General features: G+C 64.8%; 22 protein-coding genes and 1 pseudogene. 8 read left to right on the forward strand and 15 right to left on the reverse strand.

Features of this window, described 5'->3' with window-relative positions:
• From HAH_RS06490 to mct, 4 genes are all read right to left on the reverse strand, one after another.
• Entirely contained in the window at nucleotides 1–2448 is a 2448-nt protein-coding gene (locus HAH_RS06490; RefSeq protein WP_014040200.1) for an ATP-dependent DNA helicase, read from the reverse strand.
• Between the two features lie 146 nt (nucleotides 2449–2594).
• Nucleotides 2595–3155, reverse strand: coding sequence for a TATA-box-binding protein (locus HAH_RS06495; RefSeq protein WP_004516850.1), 561 nt, complete (start codon nucleotides 3153–3155; stop codon nucleotides 2595–2597).
• 203 nt (nucleotides 3156–3358) lie between these two features.
• Nucleotides 3359–3799: a TRAM domain-containing protein gene (locus HAH_RS06500; RefSeq protein WP_014040201.1), complete on the reverse strand. Its 441-nt coding sequence runs from the start codon at nucleotides 3797–3799 to the stop codon at nucleotides 3359–3361.
• A 70-nt stretch (nucleotides 3800–3869) separates the two neighbouring features.
• Nucleotides 3870–5060, reverse strand: coding sequence for a succinyl-CoA:mesaconate CoA-transferase (gene mct, locus HAH_RS06505; RefSeq protein WP_014040202.1), 1191 nt, complete (start codon nucleotides 5058–5060; stop codon nucleotides 3870–3872).
• Nucleotides 5061–5181: 121 nt separating this feature from the next.
• On the opposite strand from mct, the gene glmS reads away from it, so the two are divergent.
• From glmS to citE, 5 genes are read left to right on the forward strand one after another with little or no spacing between them, the layout of a single operon-like run.
• Nucleotides 5182–5622, forward strand: a complete 441-nt coding sequence (gene glmS, locus HAH_RS06510; protein ID WP_004592954.1) for a methylaspartate mutase subunit S — start codon at nucleotides 5182–5184, stop codon at nucleotides 5620–5622.
• 2 nt (nucleotides 5623–5624) lie between these two features.
• Nucleotides 5625–7088 (forward strand): methylaspartate mutase subunit E, encoded by a 1464-nt coding sequence (locus HAH_RS06515; protein ID WP_014040203.1) that lies wholly within the window; start codon nucleotides 5625–5627, stop codon nucleotides 7086–7088.
• Nucleotides 7078–8346, forward strand: a complete 1269-nt coding sequence (locus HAH_RS06520) for a methylaspartate ammonia-lyase (protein ID WP_023843240.1) — start codon at nucleotides 7078–7080, stop codon at nucleotides 8344–8346. The genes HAH_RS06515 and HAH_RS06520 overlap by 11 nt, the downstream gene beginning before the upstream one ends.
• Nucleotides 8339–9415, forward strand: coding sequence for a 2-methylfumaryl-CoA hydratase (gene mch, locus HAH_RS06525; RefSeq protein WP_014040205.1), 1077 nt, complete (start codon nucleotides 8339–8341; stop codon nucleotides 9413–9415). Before HAH_RS06520 ends, mch begins: the two co-directional genes overlap by 8 nt.
• Complete coding sequence (gene citE / locus HAH_RS06530) at nucleotides 9412–10452, forward strand: L-malyl-CoA/beta-methylmalyl-CoA lyase (RefSeq protein WP_014040206.1); 1041 nt, start codon at nucleotides 9412–9414, stop codon at nucleotides 10450–10452. Before mch ends, citE begins: the two co-directional genes overlap by 4 nt.
• A 15-nt stretch (nucleotides 10453–10467) precedes the next feature.
• Here the strand turns inward: citE and HAH_RS06535 are convergent, their stop codons facing one another.
• Both HAH_RS06535 and HAH_RS19910 read right to left on the reverse strand, forming a co-directional pair.
• On the reverse strand, nucleotides 10468–11586 hold the full coding sequence (locus HAH_RS06535; protein ID WP_014040207.1) for a pyridoxal phosphate-dependent aminotransferase: 1119 nt from the start codon (nucleotides 11584–11586) through the stop codon (nucleotides 10468–10470).
• Between the two features lie 38 nt (nucleotides 11587–11624).
• Nucleotides 11625–11768 (reverse strand): hypothetical protein, encoded by a 144-nt coding sequence (locus tag HAH_RS19910; RefSeq protein ID WP_004961837.1) that lies wholly within the window; start codon nucleotides 11766–11768, stop codon nucleotides 11625–11627.
• A gap of 79 nt (nucleotides 11769–11847) precedes the next feature.
• Between HAH_RS19910 and HAH_RS06540 the strand changes: the two genes are divergently transcribed.
• The gene (locus HAH_RS06540; RefSeq protein WP_014040208.1) at nucleotides 11848–12357 is read left to right on the forward strand and encodes a CinA family protein; all 510 of its coding nucleotides are present in this window, start codon (nucleotides 11848–11850) and stop codon (nucleotides 12355–12357) included.
• A gap of 36 nt (nucleotides 12358–12393) precedes the next feature.
• Nucleotides 12394–12900, forward strand: a complete 507-nt coding sequence (locus HAH_RS06545; protein WP_008309440.1) for a metal-dependent hydrolase — start codon at nucleotides 12394–12396, stop codon at nucleotides 12898–12900.
• Here HAH_RS06545 and HAH_RS06550 read toward each other — a convergent pair.
• Nucleotides 12897–13658: a PHP-associated domain-containing protein gene (locus HAH_RS06550; protein ID WP_044951805.1), complete on the reverse strand. Its 762-nt coding sequence runs from the start codon at nucleotides 13656–13658 to the stop codon at nucleotides 12897–12899. The two genes, HAH_RS06545 and HAH_RS06550, sit on opposite strands and share 4 nt — an antisense overlap.
• A gap of 115 nt (nucleotides 13659–13773) precedes the next feature.
• Between HAH_RS06550 and HAH_RS06555 the strand changes: the two genes are divergently transcribed.
• On the forward strand, nucleotides 13774–14073 hold the full coding sequence (locus HAH_RS06555) for a DUF7565 family protein (RefSeq protein ID WP_004516837.1): 300 nt from the start codon (nucleotides 13774–13776) through the stop codon (nucleotides 14071–14073).
• Between the two features lie 126 nt (nucleotides 14074–14199).
• On the opposite strand, the pseudogene HAH_RS19455 reads toward HAH_RS06555, so the two are convergent.
• The 8 genes and pseudogenes from HAH_RS19455 to HAH_RS06590 all read right to left on the reverse strand — a co-directional run.
• Nucleotides 14200–14271 (reverse strand): annotated as a pseudogene (locus HAH_RS19455) (transcription elongation factor Spt5); the annotation flags it as partial.
• 133 nt (nucleotides 14272–14404) lie between these two features.
• Nucleotides 14405–14842 (reverse strand): transcription elongation factor Spt5, encoded by a 438-nt coding sequence (locus HAH_RS06560; RefSeq protein WP_004516836.1) that lies wholly within the window; start codon nucleotides 14840–14842, stop codon nucleotides 14405–14407.
• A gap of 4 nt (nucleotides 14843–14846) precedes the next feature.
• On the reverse strand, nucleotides 14847–15026 hold the full coding sequence (locus tag HAH_RS06565) for a protein translocase SEC61 complex subunit gamma (RefSeq protein ID WP_004592944.1): 180 nt from the start codon (nucleotides 15024–15026) through the stop codon (nucleotides 14847–14849).
• Nucleotides 15027–15174: 148 nt separating this feature from the next.
• Nucleotides 15175–17628, reverse strand: a complete 2454-nt coding sequence (locus HAH_RS06570) for a methyl-accepting chemotaxis protein (protein WP_014040210.1) — start codon at nucleotides 17626–17628, stop codon at nucleotides 15175–15177.
• A complete protein-coding gene (locus HAH_RS06575; protein ID WP_023843242.1) occupies nucleotides 17625–18863 on the reverse strand; it encodes an ABC transporter substrate-binding protein in 1239 nt (412 codons plus the stop codon). The genes HAH_RS06570 and HAH_RS06575 overlap by 4 nt, the downstream gene beginning before the upstream one ends.
• Nucleotides 18864–18991: 128 nt before the next feature.
• Nucleotides 18992–20152, reverse strand: coding sequence for a cell division protein FtsZ (gene ftsZ, locus HAH_RS06580; protein WP_004592941.1), 1161 nt, complete (start codon nucleotides 20150–20152; stop codon nucleotides 18992–18994).
• 103 nt (nucleotides 20153–20255) lie between these two features.
• Entirely contained in the window at nucleotides 20256–21611 is a 1356-nt protein-coding gene (locus HAH_RS06585; RefSeq protein WP_014040212.1) for a D-aminoacyl-tRNA deacylase, read from the reverse strand.
• The gene (locus tag HAH_RS06590) at nucleotides 21611–22972 is read right to left on the reverse strand and encodes a sodium:calcium antiporter (protein WP_007190461.1); all 1362 of its coding nucleotides are present in this window, start codon (nucleotides 22970–22972) and stop codon (nucleotides 21611–21613) included. The genes HAH_RS06585 and HAH_RS06590 overlap by 1 nt, the downstream gene beginning before the upstream one ends.
• Between the last annotated feature and the right edge of the window lie 9 nt (nucleotides 22973–22981).

Here is a 22981-nt window from a genome sequence, read left to right on the forward strand (position 1 = left end):
CTACTGGTGGTCGGCCCAGAACGAATCTAGTTGGCTCGCGAGGAAATCGGGTGTCATCCGGGTGAACTCCTCGCGCTCGCCAGCGGGCAGGTACTGATACACCGAATGGCGCGCGTCCGGCGTGTATCGGCGGCCGACTAGCGCCCGCACGCCGACCTCGTCGACACCGCGGATGACGCGACCGATGGCCTGGCGCGCGCGCCGCACGGCCGGCACTGTCAGGGCGTACTCGAAGGCGTTGTCCTCGCCGAAGGCGTCGCCGTATGCTCGCTGGACACCCCGGACGCGGGGCGACCCGATATTCACCAGCGGGATGCCCACGACGGCACAGGTCGATAGCTTCTCGCCGTCGTAGTCGACACCCTCCGTCAGCGTTCCGCGCGTCGACGTGACCATGACTTTCCCGTCGCCGCTGAAGAACTCGCGTTTCAGCCGTTCGGTCTCCTCGTTGCTCGATGACTCGTCCACGAGGACCGACTTCTCGACGGCCGCTTGCAGGTACGCGCCGGCCCATCGGGCCTCCCGGTAGTTCGGCATCGCTATCATCACATTTCCGGGTGAGCGACCCAGCGCGCGCAGCGCCTGGGCGTACTCATCACGCGTCGGGTTCCAGCTGTCACCGAGCGGCCGCATCGTCTCGGGATCGCCGCGGTTGCGCGCGGTAAACGGCGTCGCATCGACGAGATACGACGCCCGGTTCTCGGACGGGAACGGCAGATCGTACGTGGTCGTGCGGACCGGTCGTCCGTCGCCGGAATCCTCGTCGGGGGCCGTCGACCCCGTCTCGGCCATCGAGTCCAGCCCGGAAACGCGGGTGAACACGTCCAGCGGCTCCAGCGTCGCGCTCATCAGGATACCGCCCCCGAGGTCGTCGAAGACGTTCCGCAGGGCCGTCGCGGGCATGCAGTTGTAACACAGCAGGCCCGGCGTGTACACGGCCTGGTAGTCGGCGTCGAGGCTCTGCCCGTGATTGGGCGAGTGCTCCAGTTCGATCTCCCGGAGGAACGTCGCGTGGTCGCGCTCCCACCACTGCCCGGCCAGCACGCCGACGGCGGCACAGACCGGCTGGCGGGTCAGCCCGAGCTGGTCGATCGCGTCCTCGACGGCGGCCCCGACCTGGGACAGCGAGCGCCAGAGCGACCCGTCGTAGCCCTTGCGCTCGGCCCACTCGGTCAGTTCGTCCTGCTCGACCGTGTCGGGGTCCCGCAGCGGGATTTCGCGGTCGTGCTCCGGCAGGGTCGACGGGTCCGCACGCCACCCCTCGTGTTCGGCGTCGAGAAACGCCTCGACGCGGTCGTCGAGCCACCGCACGAGGTCATCGTAGAACTTCCGGGCCTGGTCGACTGCGTCCAGCGGGACCTCGCGGGCCGACAGTACCTCGCGGACCTGCGCCTTGTGGTCGGCGCTCTGCTGGGCGCGCTGGATGAGCGTCGTGCAGTCGTTGCGCGCCTGGACGATGGTCTGGCGACCCAGGCGGTCCGACAGGAGGTCCCGCACGCGCTCTTCGAGTCGGTGGGCCTCGTCGACGATGACGAGCGTCTGGTCGTCGAGCACGTCCGACAGCAGGGGTCGAGAGCCCGGGTCGAACAGGTGGTTGTAGTTCCCGACGATCACGTCGGCCTCAGAAAGCATGACGCTCATGACCCGGTGCGGGCAGGTCCCGCGCTCCGTCGCCGCCGGGAGGTAGTCGTCCATCGTTACGACGTGTTCCTCGCCGGCCGAGAAATCGACAGGCGACCCCTTGTTGCGGGCGTACCAATCGGCTTCGAACGGACAGTACAGCGGCGGGTCCGACCCGTCGGCCATCGACTCCGGGGCGGTCGGCTGGGCCTGTCGGTACGGCGAGTTCGCACCCGCTGTCGAGAGCGTGTTGTCGCCCAGCGTCGCCTGGTCGGCGGCGTCGGGACGCGCGGCCGCGGCGAGGTCCTGGCCCTTCCGCGGGTCCCACCACTGGTCGTCGTCAGTCTCACCGGCGATTGCGGCGTCCGCGACGGCTGCGCCGTCCGAGCGCCCGCCGTCCTCGACCAGCCGCGCCGTCGCCTCCCTGAGGTCCTCACAGCGGTCGTGCGTGCTCACGTCGTCGGGGAACTGCCCTTCACGACCGTACGGGCAGAGGTCGCGCTTGCCGACCAGCGAGATACCGTCGAAGGGCTCCTCTATTCCAGCGTTGAGCGTCCGAAGGTCGTCGACGAACTGCTGGAGCTGCTGTTTGACCGGGGTGACGACGACCATCCGTTCGTACAAATCCGTATCGCGGACCAGCGTCGCGCCGGCGGTGAGCGCGGCCATCGTCTTGCCGGTCCCGCAGGGCCCCTCCATCGCGAGAAAGCCGCGCGCCTTGCCCGCCTCGATGGCTCGTTCGACGGCGTCAGCCTGGTTCTCGTATGGCTCGTCGAAGCCGAAGTACGTGCGCCAGGACTCCGTACCCGTCGAGGCGGGGTCTGCCATTGGGCCGGGATTAGTCGTCCCGGTATTTGAACCGCGGGGTTCGAGTCCATCGCCGTCGCTCCCGCTCTGTGTGAACAGTGTCGAGACCGCAATGAACGGAAAAACGGGCAGTGACTGACCGCCGCCCAGTCACTAGCACCGAGCCGTTAGTCCAGCAGGCCGAGATCGCTGAGTCGCTCGACGATAGTGTCGACGGCTTCCTCCGCGTCCTCCTTTCGCTTCCCGCCGGTGACGACGAGCTTCCCCGAACCGAACAGCAGCGCGACCACGTCGGGCTCGTCCAGTCGGTAGACGAGGCCCGGGAACTGCTCCGGCTCGTACTCGATGTTCTCGAGGCCGAGGCCGATTGCGATGGCGTTGAGGTTGAGCGAACTCCCGAGGTCCGCGGAACTGACGATGTTCTGGACGACGATTTCGGGGTCGTCGTCGACCTGGATGTTCAGGTCGCGGAGTTTGTCGAAGACGATACGCAGGCTCTGGTGGACGTCGTCCGTGGATTTCGCACCCGTGCAGACGATCTTGCCCGACCGGAAGATGAGCGCGGCGGATTTGGGGTCCTGTGTCCGATAGACGAGGCCCGGGAACTGCTCGGGGTCGTAGTCGGCCCCCTCCAGGTCCATCGCGACGCTCTCAAGGTCGAGTTCTTGTCCGATACCGGTCGAAGCAACGACATTTTCGATGTCAATGCTCTCTTTTGGGTCGACCATATAGTGTTTTAAATACCGGATTTAAATCATATAAACGTTTGTGATGCTGTGATTACTAGTCGTTCTTCGACCTCTACCGCGTCCGACAGATTCCATTCAAGTAGGGGCACGTCGGCCGAGCGACCCGCTGTGACTGTTTGTTCCGGCCCTGTAAGGACTGCCAGCCCGGCGGTCACTGGGCCGCTGAAAACGGAACTGTTCCGCTATACGGTCCGTCCGTCGTTGTCGACGACGCTCGCAAACGCCACGTTCTCCTGTACGGTCTCGATCTCGACGGTCGGCGAGTCGCCCGGTTCGCCGTCGGGGACGATGACGACGTAGCCCCGCTCGACCTTGGCGATGCCGTCGCCCTGGTCGCCCAGCGATTCGATGGTGACGTTTCGGATCTCGCCCTCGTCGACCGGTGGTTGCGGGACGCCGGTGTCGGCTCGCTCCGGGTCGGTATCCTGTGTGGGCGTCTGTGGCTGGGCTGGCGCCGACGAACCGGCATCGACCTGTGATAGCAGACCGACGCGGTAAGTCTCGCCCGGCGAAATCGCGCCGTGGGACACTTCGCTTTTCGGAATCTCGACAATATATCGGTCCCCGTCAGTCTCTACTCGCGCACTGAACAATGTACTGAGTGCATCTGGAACTTCGACCATAGCCTATTCTACGGCTCATGATAGATAATGGTCCTGCCCTGATGTGGTGAAAATTGCCGGCAGTTGGCGATCAGTCGTCGCTTTCGACGCGATTGGTGCCCGTACCGACCCCGGCCTCGTCAAGCAGTTCCGCCCTGTGCTCGTCTAGCAGCGGCGCGCGACCACCGGGCGAGGGCATGGTTTCGGTCATCTTTATCGGACTGCCGGCGATGGTTATCTGTTCGTCGGCGCCGGGCTGGTCGACATCGGTGAGCATCTCCCGGTCGTGGATGTGGGGGTCGTCGAAGATGTCGGCGGTGTTCTGGACCGGCGCGGCCGGCACGCGCCCTTCGAGCAGGTCGAGGAGCGTCTCCGAGTCGATGGTAGCCGTCCAGTCGGCGATTTCGCGGCGCAGGGACTCGCGGTTCGCGATCCGACTGCCGGCGTCGGGGTAGTCCGCGGCGAGGTCCGGACGCTCCATCGCCTCGCACAGCGTCTCCCAGTGGCCGTCGGCAAACGCCGCGATGACGACGTGGCCGTCGGCGGCCTCGAAGGAGTCGTACGGGAACAGCGTCGGGTGAGAGTTCCCCTGCCGGGTCGGCGACTCGCCGTCACAGGAGTACTGGTACACCGTTCGCTCACACAGCGACACCATCGAGTCGTACATCGCCGTATCGACGTACTGCCCCTCGCCAGTGCGTTCGCGGTGATGCACGGCCGCGAGGATACCGACGGCGTTCAGCACGGCAGTGAAGAGGTCGCCGACGCCGGGGCCGACCTTCGTCGGCGGGCCGTCCGACTGCCCCGTGATTTCCATGACCCCGCCCAGCGCCTGCGCGATGAGGTCGAACGAGGGCTGGCCCTGCCGGTGGGTTTCGCCCGTCCGCGGGTCGCCAAAGCCCCGGATGGAGGAGTAGATGAGGTCCGGGTTGTGTTCCCGCAGCGTCTCGTAGCCGCAGTCGAACTTCTCCATCGTGCCAGCCTTGAAGTTCTCGACCACCACGTCTGCGCGCTCAACGAGCGAAAGGAACGCCTCGCGATCTTCATCGGTCCCCAGATCGAGTTCGAGCGAGCGTTTCCCGCGGTTGACGCTCTGGAAGTAGCCGCCGTAGGCTTCTTCGTCACCGTCGCTCACGAACGGCGGGTTCGACCTGATGAGGTCGCCGCCGGGGCGTTCGACCTTTACCACGTCCGCGCCCATGTCTGCGAGCAACATCGTACAGTACGGTCCGGCGAGGACCTGTGTCAGGTCGAGCACACGCAAGTCGTCAAGCGCACCCATGGGAAAACCACGACGGGGCGGCCGCATAAACCTTCTTGAATGTCCGTTATAAATTCCTTAAGGCCATATTATCATGAAAGACCATTAGGTTTATCACTACCCGCCGATGACGGGGAAGTACATGCCCCGGACCGTTATCCTCGGCGTGATTGGCTCCGACGCGCACGTCGTCGGCATCACGATTCTAGAGCAGGCGCTCTCGGCCGCAGGCTTCGAGGTCATTAACCTCGGTGTCCAGACCGCACAGGACGAGTTCGTCTCCGCCGCGAAATCTCATGACGCCGAGGCAGTACTGGTATCCTCGCTGTACGGGCACGCCCGCCAGGACTGCGAGGGGCTGCACGACGAGCTCGACGACGCTGGGCTCGACGTGCTCACGTACGTCGGTGGGAACCTCGCCGTCGGACAGTCCGACTTCGAGGAGACGCAGGCGACCTTCCGACAGATGGGTTTCGACCGCGTCTTCGACGCGGAGACGGACCCGGAGGAGGCAATCGAGATGCTCCGCGAAGACCTGCAACTGACGACAACAGAGGCGGAGCAGATCAGGGTTGACGGGTGACTATGCCAACTGACGAGCGACTCAGCGACGACCAGCTACAGCGCATCGCAAACGACCTCAGAGACAACTGGCACACGGGCCGGGAAGTCGACTTCGAGGAGGCCATTGCCTTCCACGAGTCGCTGCCGGCCTCGAAGCAGTTCGCCACGGTGCTGGAGTCGGCTGACCAGCCGCTCCTCCAGCCGCGAGCGGGCGTCCCTTGCCTCGAAGAACAGATCGACCTGCTGCGGTATCTACAGGACGAGGGCGGTGCGGACCTCCTGCCGACGACCATCGACTCGTACACGCGTGACAACGAGTACGAGAAGGCCGAGGAGGGACTGGCCGCCTCCCGCGGCAGCGACGAGAACGAACTGAACGGCTTCCCCGCGGTGAACCACGGCGTCGAAGACTGCCGGCGGCTCATCCGGGCGCTCGACGCACCGGTCGAGGTCCGGCACGGCACGCCTGACGCCCGGCTACTGGCGATGGTCACGCTTGCCGGCGGCTTCCAGAGCTTCGAGGGCGGGCCGATTTCATACAACATTCCGTACACGAAGCGGCACGACCTCGCGACGACTATCGAGCACTGGCAGTTCGTCGACCGGCTCTGTGGGGCCTACACCGAGCGTGGCGTGACAATCAACCGCGAACCGTTCGGCCCGCTGACGGGCACGCTCGTCCCACCGAGCATCGCCATCGCGGTGATGCTCGTCGAAGGCGAGCTTGCTGCGACACAGGGCGTCCGGTCGCTCACGCTGGGCTACGGGCAGGTCGGAAACCTCGTGCAGGACGTGGCGGCGCTGCGCGCCCTGCGGAAGCTCGGTAACGAGTACCTCCGCGACGAGGTGACCGTCACGACCGTCTTCCACGAGTGGATGGGCGGCTTCCCGCCGGACGAGGCCCGCGCTAACGGCGTCATCAGTCTCGGCGGCGCGACGGCAGCCGTCGCCCAGCCGGACAAAGTCATCACGAAGTCCGCCCAGGAGTTCCAGGGCGTGCCGACGAAGGAGGCCAACGCGGCCGGGTTGCGGACGACGAGACAGCTTATCGATATGATGATCGAACAGGACATCGACCTCGGGGGTATCGACGAGGAACAGGCGCTCATCGAGCGGGAGACACGGGCGCTGATGGACGCGATCTACGACGCCGGCGACGGCGACGTGGCACGGGGGGTCATCAACGCCTTCGACAGCGGCGCGCTGGATGTTCCCTTTGCGCCCAGCGACGCCGCCAAGGGCGCGGTGCTGCCGGCCAGAGACGACGACGGCCGGGTCCGCATCTTCGAGTTCGCGGACCTCGCGCTCCCGGACGACATCAAGGAGATCCACGCCGCGCGGCTCGGCGAGCGGGCCGAGACCGAAGGCCGCGACCAGTCGTTCCGGATGGTCGCCGACGACGTGGACGCTATCAGCGACGGGAAGCTCATCGGGCGTCCAACCGGCGACAACAGCCCCGCGGGAGGTGCCAGCGATGCGGATTGAAGACGTTCGAACGGTTCCGGGCCTCTCGGGGTTCTTCTTCGACGACCAGCAGGCCATCAAGGACGGGGCGACCCAGAGCGGGTTCGCCTACGACGGCCAGCCGGTCACGGAGGGGTTCGACCGCATCCGCGAGGCAGGCGAGGCGCTCATCGTGGAAATCGAACTCGCTGACGGCTCAATCGCGACCGGTGACTGCGCCGCGGTCCAGTACTCCGGGGCCGGCGGCCGCGACCCGCTGTTCCGGGCTGAGAAGTACCGCCCAGTCGTCGAGGGCCCCGTCGCCGACGCGCTCCGTGGACAGGACGCGACGCAGTTCGGGGCCAACGCGACGATGCTTGAGGAGATGGACGCACAGCGGTCGGGCGGCGACCAGCTCCACACCGCGGTCCGCTACGGCGTTTCGCAGGCGCTGTTGAACGCCGCCGCGCAAGCGCGGGGAGTGACGCCGACGGACGTGCTCGCAGACACCTACGACACCGAGCCGGCGACCTCGCCGGTCCCGGTGTTCGGGCAATCGGGCGACGAGCGCCGTATCAACGCCGAGAAGATGCTCATCAAGGGCGTTCCGGTCCTGCCCCACGGCCTGTTCAACAGCGTCGAGAAGGTCGGCGAGAACGGCGAGGGGCTGCGCGACTACCTCGCCTGGCTCTCGGACCGGGCCACAGCGCTCGGGCCGGAGCCGTACTCGCCGCGCTTCCACGTCGACGTGTACGGCATCCTCGGGAAGGTGTTCGGGCCGCCGTACGACCGGACCGAAGTTACCGACTACTTCGAAACGCTGCGGGAGGCTGCCGCGCCGTACCCCCTCCAGGTCGAGGGGCCAATGGACGCTGGCGGCCGGCAGGCACAGATAACCGCGATGGCCGAACTCCGCGAGGGACTGGCCGACGCCGGCGTCGACGTGGATATCGTCGCCGACGAGTGGTGCAACACCTTCGAGGACGTGCAGGCGTTCGTCGACGCGGAAGCGGCCGACTTGGTCCAGATTAAGACGCCGGACCTCGGCGGTATCCAGCGCTCGGCCGAAGCGGTGCTGTACTGCGAGGGCACGGACACCCGCGCCTACGTCGGCGGGACCTGTAACGAGACAGTGACCTCCGCGCGGGCCTGTGCCCACGTCGCGCTGGCGACCGACGCCGCGCAGGTGCTGGCGAAACCGGGCATGGGCTTCGACGAAGGGTTCATGGTCGTCACGAACGAGATGCGGCGGGCGCTTGCCAGACGAGACGCCGCCCGGGAGGTGCCGGCCGATGACTGACTGGACCGATCCCGACGCGCTGGACCTCTCGGACGGCGAGACGTTCGACTCGCTGCTTGACCGGGCCGATACCAGGGAGAAGGGCCACTTCTTCGAGTTCTTCGCGGAGGGCGACGAACTCGCTCACGACCCCGGCCTCCGACTCTCCCATCACGGCAGCGAGCAGTGGATGGGCCAGACGCTCAACCACGACCCGGCGTACTGGCGGGCCGACACCGCACAAGAGCGTGGCTTCGAGGAGCGCCCGGTTCACCCGGACTACCTGCTGGCGTGCGTGATGGGCATCACCGTCGAGGACCTCTCGGAGAAGGGCGGCTACTTCCTCGGCCGAGACGACGTGGAGTTCCACCAGCCCGCGACGGCCGGGACGCCGCTGTCGGTCACCTCGACCGTCGTCGACACCCGAACGTCCTCCTCCCGGCCGAAGTACGGCATCGTCACCTGGGAGACGGAGGGTCGGGACCGCGAGACTGGCGAGACGCTGGTCTCCTACCGGCGAACGAATATGATTCCGCGCCGCGAGCCTGCGGCGACCGACGGCGGCGCTGTCGGCGAACAGGACGAGGGCGGACCGGCAATGCCTGACACTCTCCTCTCGCCCGACGGCGAACGTTTCGGGGATTTCCAAGCGGCACTCGACACCGCCCGCGAGGAGAACGCCGCCGTCGCCTACCGCCACGAACGCGGGCGGACGATGGACGACCAGCTGGTCGCCGGCCTGCCGCTTTCGACGCTCAACACCGCTCGCCAGCACCACAACCGCGACGAGATGGCCGACTCGCCGTCGGGCGACATCGTCGCCTACGGCGACGTGACCCGCTCGATTGCGCTGGCCCACGCCCGCTCGGACGAGGCGACTTACCGCGAACAGCGGTTTGCTGACGAGCGGTTCCACGATTTCGTCACGCTGGGCGACACCGTCTACGGCTTCACCCGCGTCCTCGACTGCGACCCAGACGCCGGGCCGGAACGAGCCGGCGCGGTCACGTTCGAACACGTCGCGTTCAATCAGGAGCAGACCCCGGTCTACTCGGGCCGGCGAACCGCACACATTCAGCGACACCAATGACACGACTCTGCCGAACCTTCCAGACCGCACCGGCCGCGATACCGAACGACAACAGCGCGAAGTTCCTCGTCTCGGGACTCACCAGCGAGGGATTTCAGGCCCCCGACTGGCTCGTTCCCGACATTGAGGACGGCACCGCCCCGTCGATGAAAGACGAGGCCGTCGACAACATCGTCGAGCACGTCCCGGACCACGCCGACGACTTCGCCGGGGACATTCTCCCGCGGGTCGAATGGGCTTACGACGACGCCGACGCCCGCGAGCGCGGCATCGAGCAGGTGACCCGCCTCGCGGCCGAGGTCGGCGAGGAACTGGACGGCTTCGTCTTCCCGAAGGTCGGCCGCCTCGACGACGTGCGCGACGCCGCGGGCGTCGTCGCCGACGCGGAGCGCGATGCCGGGCTTCCCGAGGGGACGCTGGAGATGGCGATCATTCTGGAGACCGCTCCCGGTCGCTCGGACCTTCGCGAGATCTGCCAGTACGCCACAGACTCCCGGCTCTCCGGGCTCGTGTTCGGGCCGGTGGACTACACAGCGGAACTCGGCGGCCGCGCGCTCAACGGCGAACGGCCCCGCTGGGACGGCCTGCTCGAAGCTCTCTCGAACGAGACGAGCGCCGCTGACATCGTCGCCATCGGCGGCCCCTTCGACCAGTTGTTCCACGAGCGCGCCGGCGTTACCTACTACAACGCCGAGGGGTACGCCGACCAGGTGGAACACGAGGCGACCATCGGCATCGACGGCTCGTGGTCGCTGCACCCCAAGCAGACCGAGCAGGCGAATCGCATCCACATGCCGACGGTGGAGGAACTGGAGCGAGACCTCCACAAGATCGAGTCGTTCAACGAGGCCAAGCGCGAGGGGACCGGCGCAGTCGTCGTCGACGGCCAGATGGTCGACGAAGCGACCTACAAGAACTTCGCCAACACCGTCAAAACCGTCCGGGCTATCGACGAAACCCATCCCGCCCAGACCGAGGAGTACTACGACGACGACCTGCTGGCGCGGGCGAAAGACGTCGAACTGATCTTCGGCTAAGCCGGCAGTCGCTTTTTACTCGAAATAGTTCGCCAGCCGTTGGGCTGCCTCGTCCACCCGAGGCGTCACGAGTGCGAATCGTATCCAGTCACGCCGAGACTCGCCGAAGGCCTCGCCGGGCATCCCGGCGACGCCGGCCTCGTCGATGAGTTCGTACACGTTCTCGAACGACCCGGGGAAGCCGGGGAACCGCGCCATCACGTAGAAGCCGCCATCGGGGCGGTTGTACTCGGCCCCGACTTCCGCCAGCGCAGCGCAAAAATCGTCGACGCGGTCTTCGAGTCGCCGTCGGCACGCGGCGTAGTAGTCGGGACTCGTGGTCTTCAGCGCCCGCAGGACGGCGTACTGCGCCGGCCGGCTCCCGGTGACGTTCGTGAGCATATGCTGGGTGCGAGCGCGTTCCAGAAGTGCGCCGGTCGGGCCGTCCTCCGGCGGGAAGATTGCATAGCCGACCCGGAAGCCGGTGATCGCCATCGTTTTCGAGAGGGAGTTGGTGGCGACGACGTGGTCGGAGTCGGCGTGCAGCGCCGAACTGAACCGACCCGCGTAGTCGAAGTGGTCGTACACCTCGTCGCTGAGCAGCAGCGCGTCGTACTCCTCGGCGATGGCTGCGAACTCGGCCATCGCGTCGGCGTCGTACACCGCGCCGGTGGGGTTGTTCGGCGAATTGACGACGATGACGGCCGTCTCGTCGCTCGCGGCTGCCCGAACGTCCGCGGGGTCCAGTCGGTTGCGCTCGTCGACTGGGACGAAGGAGATGTCCGCGCCGACGAAGTTTGCCCGGCCGGCGTAGTAGGGGTAGACCGGGTCCGTCAGGAGAATCTCGTTTCCGTCGAAGTGGTGGAGTCCGCCGGTCATCGCGAGGTGGTTTGCCTCACCCGCGCCGTTCGTGATGAGGACTCGGTTCCGGTCCACCCCACGCCGAGCGGCGATTTCATCGCGGAGGGGCGTCAGCCCGACGCTGGGCGGATACTGGTAGTCGTCGGCCGGAGCCTCGGCGTAGTCTCTGAGCCCGTCCCGAAGCCCCTCGGGCGGGTCCCAGTCGGGGTTGCCCGACACCATGTCCACCACGTCCCGGTCGGCCCGGGCCGCATACTGCATGACCCGGAAGAACTGGGGTTCCGTGTAGTCCATACCCGGTCTCGGGCTGCCGGCCCCGTTTGCTTTTCTGTCTACTGGCGGATGTACAGCGTCAGTCCGCCGAGGACCAGCAACAGCATCCCCCACAGGAGGTCCGACCCCGGCAGGACCCAGAGGAATAGCGTCACGAGACCCGAGGTAACAAGTGACCAGCCAAGCGTCGTCTGATAGCTCATACACGCAGTTGTGTCTCCGAACTGAAAGTATTCCGGCCCGCCCTGAACGCTTATTCGCCCATCGCGACAACTACCGCTAATGACAGACGATACAGCGGACCCAGTCGAGAAGCGCGTCGGCAAGCGTCTCCGAGAAGCTGATGCCACAGTCGCTACCGCGGAGTCCTGTACCGGCGGCCTTGTCGGGTCGAAAATAACGGACATACCCGGTTCGAGCGACTACTTCGACCGCTCGCTGGTTACCTACTCCTACGAGGCCAAGCGAGAGCTGCTCGCCGTCTCGCGGGAATCGCTGGACGCCCACGGCGCAGTCTCAGAACCGGTCGCTGTCGAAATGGCTCAGGGCGCTCGTGATACCGCCAGGACAGACTGGGGCGTCGCCACGACTGGCGTGGCCGGGCCGAGCGGCGGCTCGTCGGAAACGCCCGTCGGGACGGTGTACATCGCCGTCGCCGAGGCCGCCCCGTGGGGGACCAACGAGTCCGGCGTGACAGTGTCCCGCTACGAGTTCGATGGCACCCGTCGCGAGGTCAAAGCGGCCATCGCGACACAGGCGCTCCGGGACCTGGAAACCGCCCTACAGGAGTAGTAAGCTCTTTCAGTTGGGACACAGACGGTCCGGTAGATGAACAAACGTGGGCACGTCCTGAACGCCGTCCTCCTGAGCATCGGACTGGGATACGTCCTTGACCCCTCGGGCGACGTGACGACATTCGCGACAATCACGGAAGTGTTCCTTCCCGTCGTTCTGGGCGCACTGTTCCCCGATGTCGACACCGCCTTCGGCAAGCACCGCAAGACGCTGCACAACATCCCTGTCCTCGTGATCTTCCTGGCCCATCCGCTGTATCACGGCGGCAATCTCCAGTGGGTGTGGCTCGGCGTCCTCACCCACTACGTGCTGGACTACTTCGGTTCCCGCCGAGGCATCGCACTGTTTTACCCCATCTCGGACAAAGAGTACGGGTCACCGACGGGTGTGACGACTTCCAGTGAGTATGCGGAGGTTGTCACCGTCGCGATTACCATCTTCGAACTGGCCGCGGTCGGGCTGTTGATACATGTGCTCCCACAGTACCTGCCGCCGTCGGTCCGTACCTTCGTCGTCGAGAACAGCGCGTTTCTGGTTTAGTACACTTTCACGTCGTCGAACCGACCGCTGTACGCGACGTGGTCCGGATGAGTCGGCTCGGTCCCCTGCAGCATCAGCCGGTCGAACTTTCCCCAGGTGTTTTCCAGCCCCAGATGCGCCCACTCGACTGCCCGGCGGATGTCGTGTGAGATGCCGTCGCGATGGAACAGCGACCGCTCCACGTCGTCTTTCAGCGCCGCACTGAGCGCCGCCACGTCCTCGAACGCCTCGGTAAAGGTCACGTACGCCTCGCCGACGGTACCACGGACGTGGGCATACGACGAGACGAACGGCTCGTGGCCGGTCTCCGACGTGAACGACTGCGCGCGGTCTCGGTGGTGGGACAACTGCTTGGGGTTGTACACTTCCAGCGCGTCGATGCTGTCGTCGTACGCTTCGATGTCGTCGAGTCCGAGGCTCACATTGAGAAATCCGGGATGGGGGACGAGCACGGCTGCGTCCTGACGGTCCAGCTCTCGCATCGCGCCGTCGAAGGTAATGAAATCCGGGATCGGCTCTTCGAGTCCAATACCCAGTACGTGCCGGCGCTGTTGCCAGGTGCCAGTAAATATCTCTCTGGCTGGAAACACAGTCAGCTCTTCGTCGGAAAACGCCTCTGCTTGCCGCCGTATCTCCGGCAGCCGCGTGAAATGCGGTGCGTACACCAGCGCGTCGAGACCACGTGCCTTCGCACGCTCGACGACCCCGTCGTCGAGCACTTTCACGTGGAGATCAACGGCGTACCCCTCGGGTTGCACGGTGAACGCTAACTCCGTACTGCCATTAGGGGTTTCCGTTTTGGCAGTCTGAGAGACAGACTTCTGACAGGTGGCAGCCAACGTTTTTAACCCCGGGTCGCCTGCCACTGAGCAAATGCCACGCTGGGAGTGCGACATCGAAGGGGACGACAGACAGTTCGACCGCGTCGAGGAGCTTATCATCCACCAGTCGGTTGAGCATGACCGCATCGAGTGCAAGGTCTGCGGTGCCGTCGTCCCCGACGGCTACTTCGCTATCAAGCACGCCTTCGACGAACACTCCCGCGCGGAGTACGTTCGCGCCTACGACGCCTCCGCCGCCGAGGTCCGTCGTCGTGAACAGATAAAAGAATCCGTTGAGGCCGCCGCCAACATGAGCGAGGTCATCGACCGATTGGAAGGCGGCGAAGCGTAGCAACTACCGCTGTTTTACGACGGTGCCTGACTTTGCTCGACAATGATTGCCAACTAGTCTGAAAACGCTTGATTGCTCCCTTGCGGGTCGCTACGCATCCGTTCGAATTGCACGAGACCCGTTCGCCTACCGCTCTTCGGAGTCGAGAACGCGAATCTGGTCGCCACGCACGGTGACCGGAATCGGGACCGTCGCCTCCTACTGTTCCACCTTTTTCTTCGTCGGGTGCGCTCACTGTGCTCGCGCACCACTCCTCGAAAAACGTGGGCGAAAACGCGGGCCCTCAGTCGTTCAGGCCCGTGAACTACCGGCTCCGCCGGTGGATATGGGTCTACCGCTCTTCGGAGTCCAGCACTCGAATCTGGTCACCACGCACGGTAACCGGAATCGGGACCGTCGCCTCGTACAGTTCGACGGTGACCTGGTCCTTGCCCTCGTCGATGCGCTGGACCTGCGCCTTCTCGCCCTTGAACGGGCCGGCGATGAGTTCGACGATGTCGCCCTCCGCGATGCCTTCCACGTCCGGTTTCGGCGAGAGGAAGTGCTCGACTTCCGCCATCGAGGACTCCCCCTGCACGACGCCGTTGGCGTGGGGGATCTCGTCGAGGATGCGGTCGAAGACGTTGTGATCGTCCGCTTCGACCATCACGTAGCTCGTGAGCGAGTCCGGCGCGAGCGCGGCGTGGATCTCGTCTTCCTCGCGGGAGATGATCATGTCTGCGACGGTGCGTTCCTGGCTGGCCGTGGTTTTGACTGCGTAGATTCCCATCGGTTTACACCGGCTTGCTGCCAGGGATGAAGGTCATCACGGCGAAGATGATGAACCCGAGCAGTCCGACCAGCGCGATGCCCGCGCCGGCGATTTTCGCGATCTGGGAGAACTCCTCCCACGACGGCGTACTCGCCAGTTTGAGTACGCGGATGTAGGAGGTGAGATCGTATGGAACGTCCATAGCGGGTCGTACCCACTGGTGGCTTTTCTATATTGTGGTGCGCGGCGACGAGTCCGAACCCGTCACAGAGCGAGCTGTACAGCGTCACAGAAAAAAAGTAGCCGACAGAACGGGGCGATAACCGGGACGAGCGTTCCCGAACGTTCGGTTAGTCGTCGGTCAACGCAGTCCCGTCCGATCCGTGTGTCCCAAGGTCGCTACCGTCACCGGCATCGCCGGTTTCGAACTGGTCGATGAGGTCCTTGAGGTCGGTCGCCTGACTGGAGAGCGACTGTATCTTCTCGGTGACCTCCGTGATCGACGCCGTCTGTTCCTCGGCGGACGCGGCGACGTTCTCGGCCTCTGCGGATGTCTCCTCGCTGATCGAGCCGACTTCCTCGGCCATCGAGACGACCTCTTCCATCGAGGCCGCCTGCTCGTCGGTCGCGTCGCTGATAGCCTGCACGCCGTCGTTTGCCTCGTTGACCTGCTGGACGATACTGGTCAGCGAGTCGGTCGCGTTTTCGACCGTTTTCTTCCCGGTGTCGACGCTCTCACCCATCTCCTGCATGTCCTCGACAGTGGTGTCGGTCCGGGACCGAATGTCGTCGATCATCGACTCGATATCGGTCGTCGCTTCCTGGGTTTCCTCGGCGAGCGTCTTGATCTCGCGGGCCACGACGGCGAACCCTTCGCCCGCCTCACCGGCCCGAGCGGCTTCGATGTTCGCGTTGAGCGCGAGCATGTTCGTCTGCTCCGCGATTTCGTCGATGAGCGTCGTGACTTCGCCAATGCGCTCCATCTCCTCTGCGAGGGACTCCACCTGTTCGATAGCTTCGGTGGACTTCCGTTCGAGCGCCTCGATTTCGGCGGCGGCCTGCTCGGCGTATTCGCGGCCGGACTCGCCGTCGTTGACGGCCTGCTGGGACTTCGACGCGACTTCGTCGGTCGACGAGGTGATTTCCTCGACAGTCGCCGACAGGTCGGTCATCTCGTCGCTCACCTGCTGGATGTTCCGGTTTTGCTCGTCAGCGCCTTCGGCGATCTGTTGCACCGACTCGCTCACCGACTCGCTAGCCGACCGCACTTCCTGTGCGCTCGCGGAGATCGTTTCCGTCGAACTGTCGACGGTTCCGGCGAACCCTTCGATGCGGTTGACCGTCCGTTCGAGCTCCGTGATCATCTCGTTGAAGCTCTCTGCGATGTCGACCATCGCGTCGTAGTCGCTGTCGGTGGCCATCCGCTGGGTGAGGTCCCCGGCCGCCGACTTGTCCATCACGTCGCTGAACTCGGCCGCCTTCGCTTCGAGGGCGGACGCCATCGCCTCGGCGTCTTCCTTCGCCGCCTCCGCCTCGTCTCTGGCGGCTTCGACGTCGGTAATCAACGTCTGGATGTCCTCGCCCATCTCCTCCAGCGCCGCGCCGAACTCACCGGGGATGCTCTCGTCGAGCGCCGGGTCGTCGAACCGCTTGTCAGCGAGCGCGTCGGCCTGATTCGCAGCGGTCGTCAGGTACGCCTGCATCGACGCGAATGAGTCGTACAGTTGCCCCATCTCGTCGACGCGCGTGGTCTCGGGGAGGGTGCTGTTGATCTCACCGGCGGCGATGTCCTCGGCGCTTTCGGCCACGCGGGAGAGCGCGTTCGCGGTTCCGCGCCCGATTGTCACGCCGACGACGAACAGTGCCCCCACGGCAAGCGCCAGGAGGAGCGCGATGTTCTCGGAGACAGCCGACTGCAGGGCGAACGCGCGGTCCTGCGGGACGTGATACAGCAACGCCCACTCAGTGCCGGTGACCGGCGTGTACGCCATCACGTACTGCCCGTCTTCCATGCCCGTTCTGGCGGAGACGGACTTGTAGCCGGTTTCGCCGTTCAGTGCCGCTTCGACGCTCGTGTCGGTCGCGTCCCCGGTCGCTGCGTACTCTTCGAGAATCGAACTCTTCCGGTTGTCGAGAATGATCTGTCCGTTCGACCCGACGACCTTCACGTCGCCGGTCGCAAACGGTGACGTGAACTCGTGGGAGCGCGCTTCGAGCGACGCCGTCAGCACGACGTATTCGTCGCTGCCGGAGACAGGCTGGACGAACGCAATAACCGATTCGTTACTGCTCTTGTACGCTTCGGACGTGCCCGTCGGACCCGACGAGACGACTGCACCACTCGCGTCGGTCCACGGATCGTCGACGTTGCTCAGTGCGACGCCGTTCAGTTCGTCGTCGGTGCTGGCGGTGACTGTACCGTCAGCGGCGTCGACGTAATGAAGCGCCCGGACGTCTCCCGGTAACCCAATGAGCTTCTGTTCGAGCCACCGCTGGTGTTCTCTGTCAGAGGTGGACTCGGACCGATCACCGATAGACGCCGCGAGAAACGACGCCGTCGACTGCTTGTTCGAGACCCAAGTTGAGACGGAACTCGATTGGGACTCCGCGACACCGCGGATTTGATCCTCTGTCTGTGACTCAACTAGCGCCCCCGTTTCGAGGTTGATGGCTGCCCCACCGAGTGCGAGCAAGACGACCACGCCGAGCAACAGGACGCCGAACTTCGCCGCGTACCGACGCCGAATGACGTCAGGGAGCGCACGCTCCGTTGCCTGAACCAGCCGGCTCGGGAGCGAACTCATCGGGACCCTCCCGATTTGAAGAACTGTGGTTGCAATAGCTCCAGCGACTCGACTGACCCGTTAGTGACCCGCTCGATCAGGTACGAACTCAGCGGTTCGAGGTCAGCCGTCAGGTCGACGCTTCCGGACGCACCCTGGTAATTCACTGCCCGGCCTGCTTCAGTGAGTGACCGAACACGACCGAAGTCGCCGACAGAGACAGTGTGTCCAGACCCGCCGGAAACCGACTGAATGGTCTCGGCGATTGCCGGACCGCTGGCTTCACCGGCCTGTTCAGCGGCACACGCCATCAAAAACAGCGCGTCGTACGCATTGACCGAGTACGCTCTGGGCTGGTCGATATCCGAGAGCCGGCGGACGAGTTCGAAGTACGCTTGCGTCCGTGCAGAGGACAGCGACGCGCTGTAGAACCCGTCGTAGTACGACGGGAGGTCACCGCCGAACATCCCCGCAGACAGCACCCATGGAACGTCGTACTCCGACTGGTTGTACGCATCAAGGATACCGCGCTCCTGGCCGGAGACGCTGGTGAAGCTGACGGCATCAGGGTCGTTCTGGAACACGTCTGCGAGCGTGTCGTCGAACGATCCCGACGACGGGTCATATCGGATATCGGCGACGATATCGGCGTTCAGTGCCTCACGCTGTGCGTCCGCCAGTCCGGCACCGAAGGAGTTGTCGATGCTCAGTAACGCGACGGAGTCCGCATCGATGTACAGCGGGTCGTCGACGGCCTTCGCCATCACCACTGCCTGCGTCCCGTCGCTCGGCACTGTTCGGCCGAAGTATTTCCGGCCGTTGGCCCGGCCGGCAGTCGATAGCTGCGGGGCAGTACTGGCGGGGCTGACCTCCATAATTTCGTCGCTGGCTGCCTCCGGAGCGAGCGCGAGCGACGCGTCACTGACGAGGCCGCCGACGAAGCCGATGACACCACGGTCGACGAGTGCTCCGTACTGCTCTACCGCGGTTTCGGCGTTCGCCTCGGTATCGAGAATGGTCACTTCGACGTCGTTACCGCCGATACCACCGGCGGCGTTGACGTCGCTTGCCGCCTGCTCGACCATGCGCTTGCCGTGTTGTCCGAGTGGGGCGAGCGCACCACTGAGTGGAAGGAGTGCACCGAACTGAACAGTGTCACCGCCTCCGCTCAGAGAGCCGAGACAACCGGATGAGAGTCCCAAGCTCCCAACGGCCAGACACTTTTTGAGAACATTACGCCTCGAATCTGAGTACATGCGAAGAGAGTTAGAATTTCCGGATAAACGCTTTTCGGCGAGAGTATCATTTATGATAGCATACGTGTGGATATAAATTCATTTACCGGCAGCTAGGGAGAGTCAGAAAACTGAGACGACGAGGCAGTTCAGTCGACGTAGTCGATGTCTTCACCGAGTTGCTGGGCGGCCTTCTCCTGTTCGGCCTCGCTCTGGCCGTAGATCTGTGGGCTCTCGACGCCGGTGACGACGATCATCGTCTCCATCTTGCCCTCGAACTCGTTGTTGACCGACGCGCCCCAGATGATGCGAGCGTCGGGATCGATGCGGTCGTAGATCTCCTCGACGACGCCCTCGGCTTCCTCGATGCTCATGTCGGGGCCGCCGACGACGTTGACGAGCGCGGAGTTCGCACCGTCGAACTCCACGTCAAGTAGCGGCGAGCGGAGCGCCGAGCGGATGGAGTCTTGGGCCTTGTTCTCGGAGTCGGACTCGCCGAGGCCGATCATCGCGACACCGCCGTTCTCCATGATGGTCCGAACGTCGGCGAAGTCCACGTTGACGAGGCCGGGCTTGGTGATCAGTTCGGTCATGCCCTTGACCGAGCGCATCAGCACACGGTCGCAAATCTTGAACGCGTCCTGCAGCGGCATCGACGGCGCATAGTCCAGCAGGCGGTCGTTCGGCACGACGATGACCGTATCGGAGACCGAACGGAGTCGTTCGAGGCCAGCGTCGGCGTTGGCACGGCGGCGTTCACCCTCCGCGGTAAACGGAATCGTGACGATAGAAATGGTGAGTGCGCCGGCTTCCTGCGCGGCCTGTGCGACGACCGGGGCCGCGCCGGTGCCGGTGCCGCCGCCGAGACCTGCGGTGACGAACACCATGTCTGAGCCGTCGATAGACTGCTGGATGTCCTCGATGTCCTCCTGGGCGGCCTCCTCGCCGATTTTCGGGACCGAACCCGCGCCGCGGCCGCCGGTGCGCTTGCGGCCGATGAGAATCTTGGTGTCGGCGGCCACCTCGTCGGCGAGGTGCTGTGCGTCGGTGTTTGCGGCGACGAGTTTGGCCCCGTGGATGCCCTCCTCCATCATCCGGGTGACCGTGTTCCCGCCAGCACCGCCACAGCCGACGACCGTGATCTTCGTTTCCAGGTCCTTGACGACGCTTGCCAGTTCCTCGTCGGACATCGTCCCGGACGTGGACATGTCTTGAGACGGCGTCGATGTCGTTTCGTCGACAGTTCCGCCAGCCGCGTCCTCCCCGTCTTGTTCTGCCTCGTCGATAGCGTCGTCAATTATCGAATCCATAATTTAAAACCCCCTTGCAGACGAACAGTTATTAGTTTTCCCCCTACGTCTGACGCACGTCTGACGTGTTGAGTCATAGTTTTACCGGCTGACGCGCCAGTGTTCACAGCGTATATCGACGTATACGCTCGCGCTGGAACCGCTCCGGGTCAATCTCTTCGCCGTCGATTTCGACGGATTGGCCCGAGGCGAGTTTCCCGAACTTGGGCCCTTCGGGGATACCGGCCGTTCGTGCGAGGTCCGGGTCGAACGCCGTCTCCCGGGCGACCAGTTCGTCCGCGGTCCAGTCGACGCTGTCGAAGCGCCGTTCGAGGATTTCGACCAGCGGTTCGACGACCGCTTCTATTTCTGTCGCCGCCGGACAGACAATCGGTCCGGTGAGGACAGTCCCGTTTTGCTCGGTCGCGTACGCGATGGACTGGCGTTCGATAGTCTCACGCAGTGCCTCGCTATCGACGCCGCGCACGTCGGAAATAAGCTCGTTCGGGAGGTCGATTACGGTCCATTCCCCGTCGTACCCGGACGCAAGCTCTCCGAACCTGAGACCATCGTCGACCGGCCGGACAGCGTCTTCCAGCGTCTCGACGAGGCCCAGGTCGACACCGGTCGTCTCCCGAACGAACGTCTCACTGACGACGCGGTAGCCCAGCGACTCGATGGCGGCCGTGAGGTCCGGCCGGTCGCCCTCCATGAGAGCGTAGTCGGCCGCGCTGGCACGGAAGGCGCGGTCGAGCACTGTGTCGCGCTCCGCGTCGCTGACGGCCCACTCCGCCAGCGCGTCCAACGACCAGTTGGCGGCGATGTGGCCGACCGCCCAGTCCGTCTCACGAACAACTCGCTCGAACCGCGGGGCGTAGTGGCCGCCGCCGACCCCGAGGAGGTGGCGGCGCGTCCCGTTCTCACGCGGCCTGTCAGCCGGTTCGTCGGCGAGGTCCAGTATCGCTCTGGCAGCGGCCTCGGCGGCGTCGGGGTCCTCCCACTGTGGCTCCGCACTGCCGACCTCGACAAACATCGACGGGACACCGACTGCTGTCGGGCCGTGGTGCGTACACTCCATCCCGACTTCGTAGTCCGGCGGAGCGTGGCGCTGGAGTGCCGACACCACGGCCTTGTGAGCCCCGGGACAGGCGCGGGCGAACTGCCCGTCTTCGCCGCCGTACTCCGCGACACCGAAGTTTCCGGTGTGGTGGGCTGTCAGGAGCTCGTCCGTCTCGCCGGCGTGTTTTGAGGCGAACACCAGCAGGTCCGGGTCGTCGAACGCTGCCGCGACGTTTTCGATGTCCAGATGTAACGCCTCGAACTCGCGGAGTTCCACGCTGTCAATCTGGTACACCGTACCGCCGCCTTCGTCGTCGGGCCGCGTTTCGTCGATGCTCGTTTCCCAGTCCCGCAATGAGCGCAGGTGCTCTCCGATGTGCATCGATGCCGCGTCGGCGTGTGAGACAACGATTCCGAGCATCAATCGGCGTTCTCCAGATGGACCGGTTCACGACCCACCGCGGACCGGACGGCGTCACCGGCCAGCCCAAGCAGGTGTTTCAGCGCTTCGCGGCGCTGGACGAACAGTCCGACCCCGAGGAGGACGTACAGCCCTGTATACGCCAGCAGAAGGTCGTGACTCGATATCGGCAGAGCGAGAAGGTCCCTGATGATGGCGAACTCCAGAACCACCTGCGAGATGAACAGCGCGAACAGCCCGATTGCTTCCCGGATACTGATCTCGAAGTTGACCAGAATGGCGAGCGCAAAGAAGGACTGGGCCGCTGTAATCCAGATCTCCGCGCCCTGTCTGGCGTCGAACGGCAGGACGCCGTACCCGCCGAGTGCGATGGAGTACACCACTGCGATGGTCCCGATGAGCAGCGTCCACTGATTGAGTTTCGAGGAAATGAGGGCGTTGAACCCCGCCGTCGAGCGGGCCTTGTTGACCAGCACGGCGACGACAATGAGCTCAGGTGACTCACTGGCCAGCGGGGCGACCCACTGGATCATGAAGAACTCGGGAATCCCGTTCGCGACACCGATCTCTTCGAGACCGTGGGCGAACGGCTCAACCGCGGTGAAAATCATTGCGCCGGAGTAGCCAAACAACGCCAAGACGACGAGTGGCCGCCACGGCAGCGACCACTCCTGGAAGTACTTTGGGACGCCGACGGTGTGCTCGCTGTGTTCGATATCGGACTTGAGCACGAGGCCGATGTACGCGACGTAGAGGCCCACCAGAAACAGCGTATCGAAGATACCGATACCGCCGCCGAGAGGGACAAGAAACGCCCACAGCGTCGCCAGAAAGAGGAAGGAGATCTCGGTTGCGATGTCGGTGTCCAGCTGGACGGCGTCTTTCAGGAAGCCGTCGCGTTTCGTGACTGCGGGGTCCCGTGTCTTTGCGGCGCGCCAGACGGTGAACACGGCGATACCCGCCCAGCCGATACCGATGAGGATGCGGTTCGCGCCGGTCATGTTCGCAATCGCGAGGTTCGCGTCGTGACAGGCGCGAGCGAGCCCCCCGCTTGCGGACTCGATTTCTGCCGCCGTGAACTGGCGACAGGCCTCCGTCGTCGCCCCACCAGCCCCGGCGTTCCAGGCGTACAGCGCGTCAACGGCGTACTCGGGAGCCACGGCGAGAATGGCGAGGACGGCGATAGCGAACGCCCTCGGTACGTCTTTCTCGGCGGTTTCAGCGCCCCAGGCCAAGAGGAACGACGCCCCGAGGACGGCGAGCCCACTGACCGCGACGGTGGTCACGTTCCCGACCTCAATGCCGGAGATAAATAGGTAAATCCAGCCGACAGTCAGGGCCAGCGCGACTGCGACTTGCATCAGTGGATG

Origin of the sequence: Haloarcula hispanica ATCC 33960 (assembly GCF_000223905.1) — an archaeon.
In the GTDB taxonomy this organism is placed as follows: domain Archaea; phylum Halobacteriota; class Halobacteria; order Halobacteriales; family Haloarculaceae; genus Haloarcula; species Haloarcula hispanica.

Bases quoted from the DNA above. Each gene is read 5' to 3' on its own strand.
- HAH_RS06490 (WP_014040200.1), bottom strand. From the start codon at position 2,448: ATGGCAGACCCCGCCTCGACGGGTACGGAGTCCTGGCGCACGTACTTC.
- HAH_RS06495 (WP_004516850.1), bottom strand. From the start codon at position 3,155: ATGGTCGACCCAAAAGAGAGCATTGACATCGAAAATGTCGTTGCTTCG.
- HAH_RS06500 (WP_014040201.1), bottom strand. From the start codon at position 3,799: ATGGTCGAAGTTCCAGATGCACTCAGTACATTGTTCAGTGCGCGAGTA.
- mct (WP_014040202.1), bottom strand. From the start codon at position 5,060: ATGGGTGCGCTTGACGACTTGCGTGTGCTCGACCTGACACAGGTCCTC.
- glmS (WP_004592954.1), top strand. From the start codon at position 5,182: ATGCCCCGGACCGTTATCCTCGGCGTGATTGGCTCCGACGCGCACGTC.
- HAH_RS06515 (WP_014040203.1), top strand. From the start codon at position 5,625: ATGCCAACTGACGAGCGACTCAGCGACGACCAGCTACAGCGCATCGCA.
- HAH_RS06520 (WP_023843240.1), top strand. From the start codon at position 7,078: ATGCGGATTGAAGACGTTCGAACGGTTCCGGGCCTCTCGGGGTTCTTC.
- mch (WP_014040205.1), top strand. From the start codon at position 8,339: ATGACTGACTGGACCGATCCCGACGCGCTGGACCTCTCGGACGGCGAG.
- citE (WP_014040206.1), top strand. From the start codon at position 9,412: ATGACACGACTCTGCCGAACCTTCCAGACCGCACCGGCCGCGATACCG.
- HAH_RS06535 (WP_014040207.1), bottom strand. From the start codon at position 11,586: ATGGACTACACGGAACCCCAGTTCTTCCGGGTCATGCAGTATGCGGCC.
- HAH_RS19910 (WP_004961837.1), bottom strand. From the start codon at position 11,768: ATGAGCTATCAGACGACGCTTGGCTGGTCACTTGTTACCTCGGGTCTC.
- HAH_RS06540 (WP_014040208.1), top strand. From the start codon at position 11,848: ATGACAGACGATACAGCGGACCCAGTCGAGAAGCGCGTCGGCAAGCGT.
- HAH_RS06545 (WP_008309440.1), top strand. From the start codon at position 12,394: ATGAACAAACGTGGGCACGTCCTGAACGCCGTCCTCCTGAGCATCGGA.
- HAH_RS06555 (WP_004516837.1), top strand. From the start codon at position 13,774: ATGCCACGCTGGGAGTGCGACATCGAAGGGGACGACAGACAGTTCGAC.
- HAH_RS06560 (WP_004516836.1), bottom strand. From the start codon at position 14,842: ATGGGAATCTACGCAGTCAAAACCACGGCCAGCCAGGAACGCACCGTC.
- HAH_RS06565 (WP_004592944.1), bottom strand. From the start codon at position 15,026: ATGGACGTTCCATACGATCTCACCTCCTACATCCGCGTACTCAAACTG.
- HAH_RS06570 (WP_014040210.1), bottom strand. From the start codon at position 17,628: ATGAGTTCGCTCCCGAGCCGGCTGGTTCAGGCAACGGAGCGTGCGCTC.
- HAH_RS06575 (WP_023843242.1), bottom strand. From the start codon at position 18,863: ATGTACTCAGATTCGAGGCGTAATGTTCTCAAAAAGTGTCTGGCCGTT.
- ftsZ (WP_004592941.1), bottom strand. From the start codon at position 20,152: ATGGATTCGATAATTGACGACGCTATCGACGAGGCAGAACAAGACGGG.
- HAH_RS06585 (WP_014040212.1), bottom strand. From the start codon at position 21,611: ATGCTCGGAATCGTTGTCTCACACGCCGACGCGGCATCGATGCACATC.
- HAH_RS06590 (WP_007190461.1), bottom strand. From the start codon at position 22,972: ATGCAAGTCGCAGTCGCGCTGGCCCTGACTGTCGGCTGGATTTACCTA.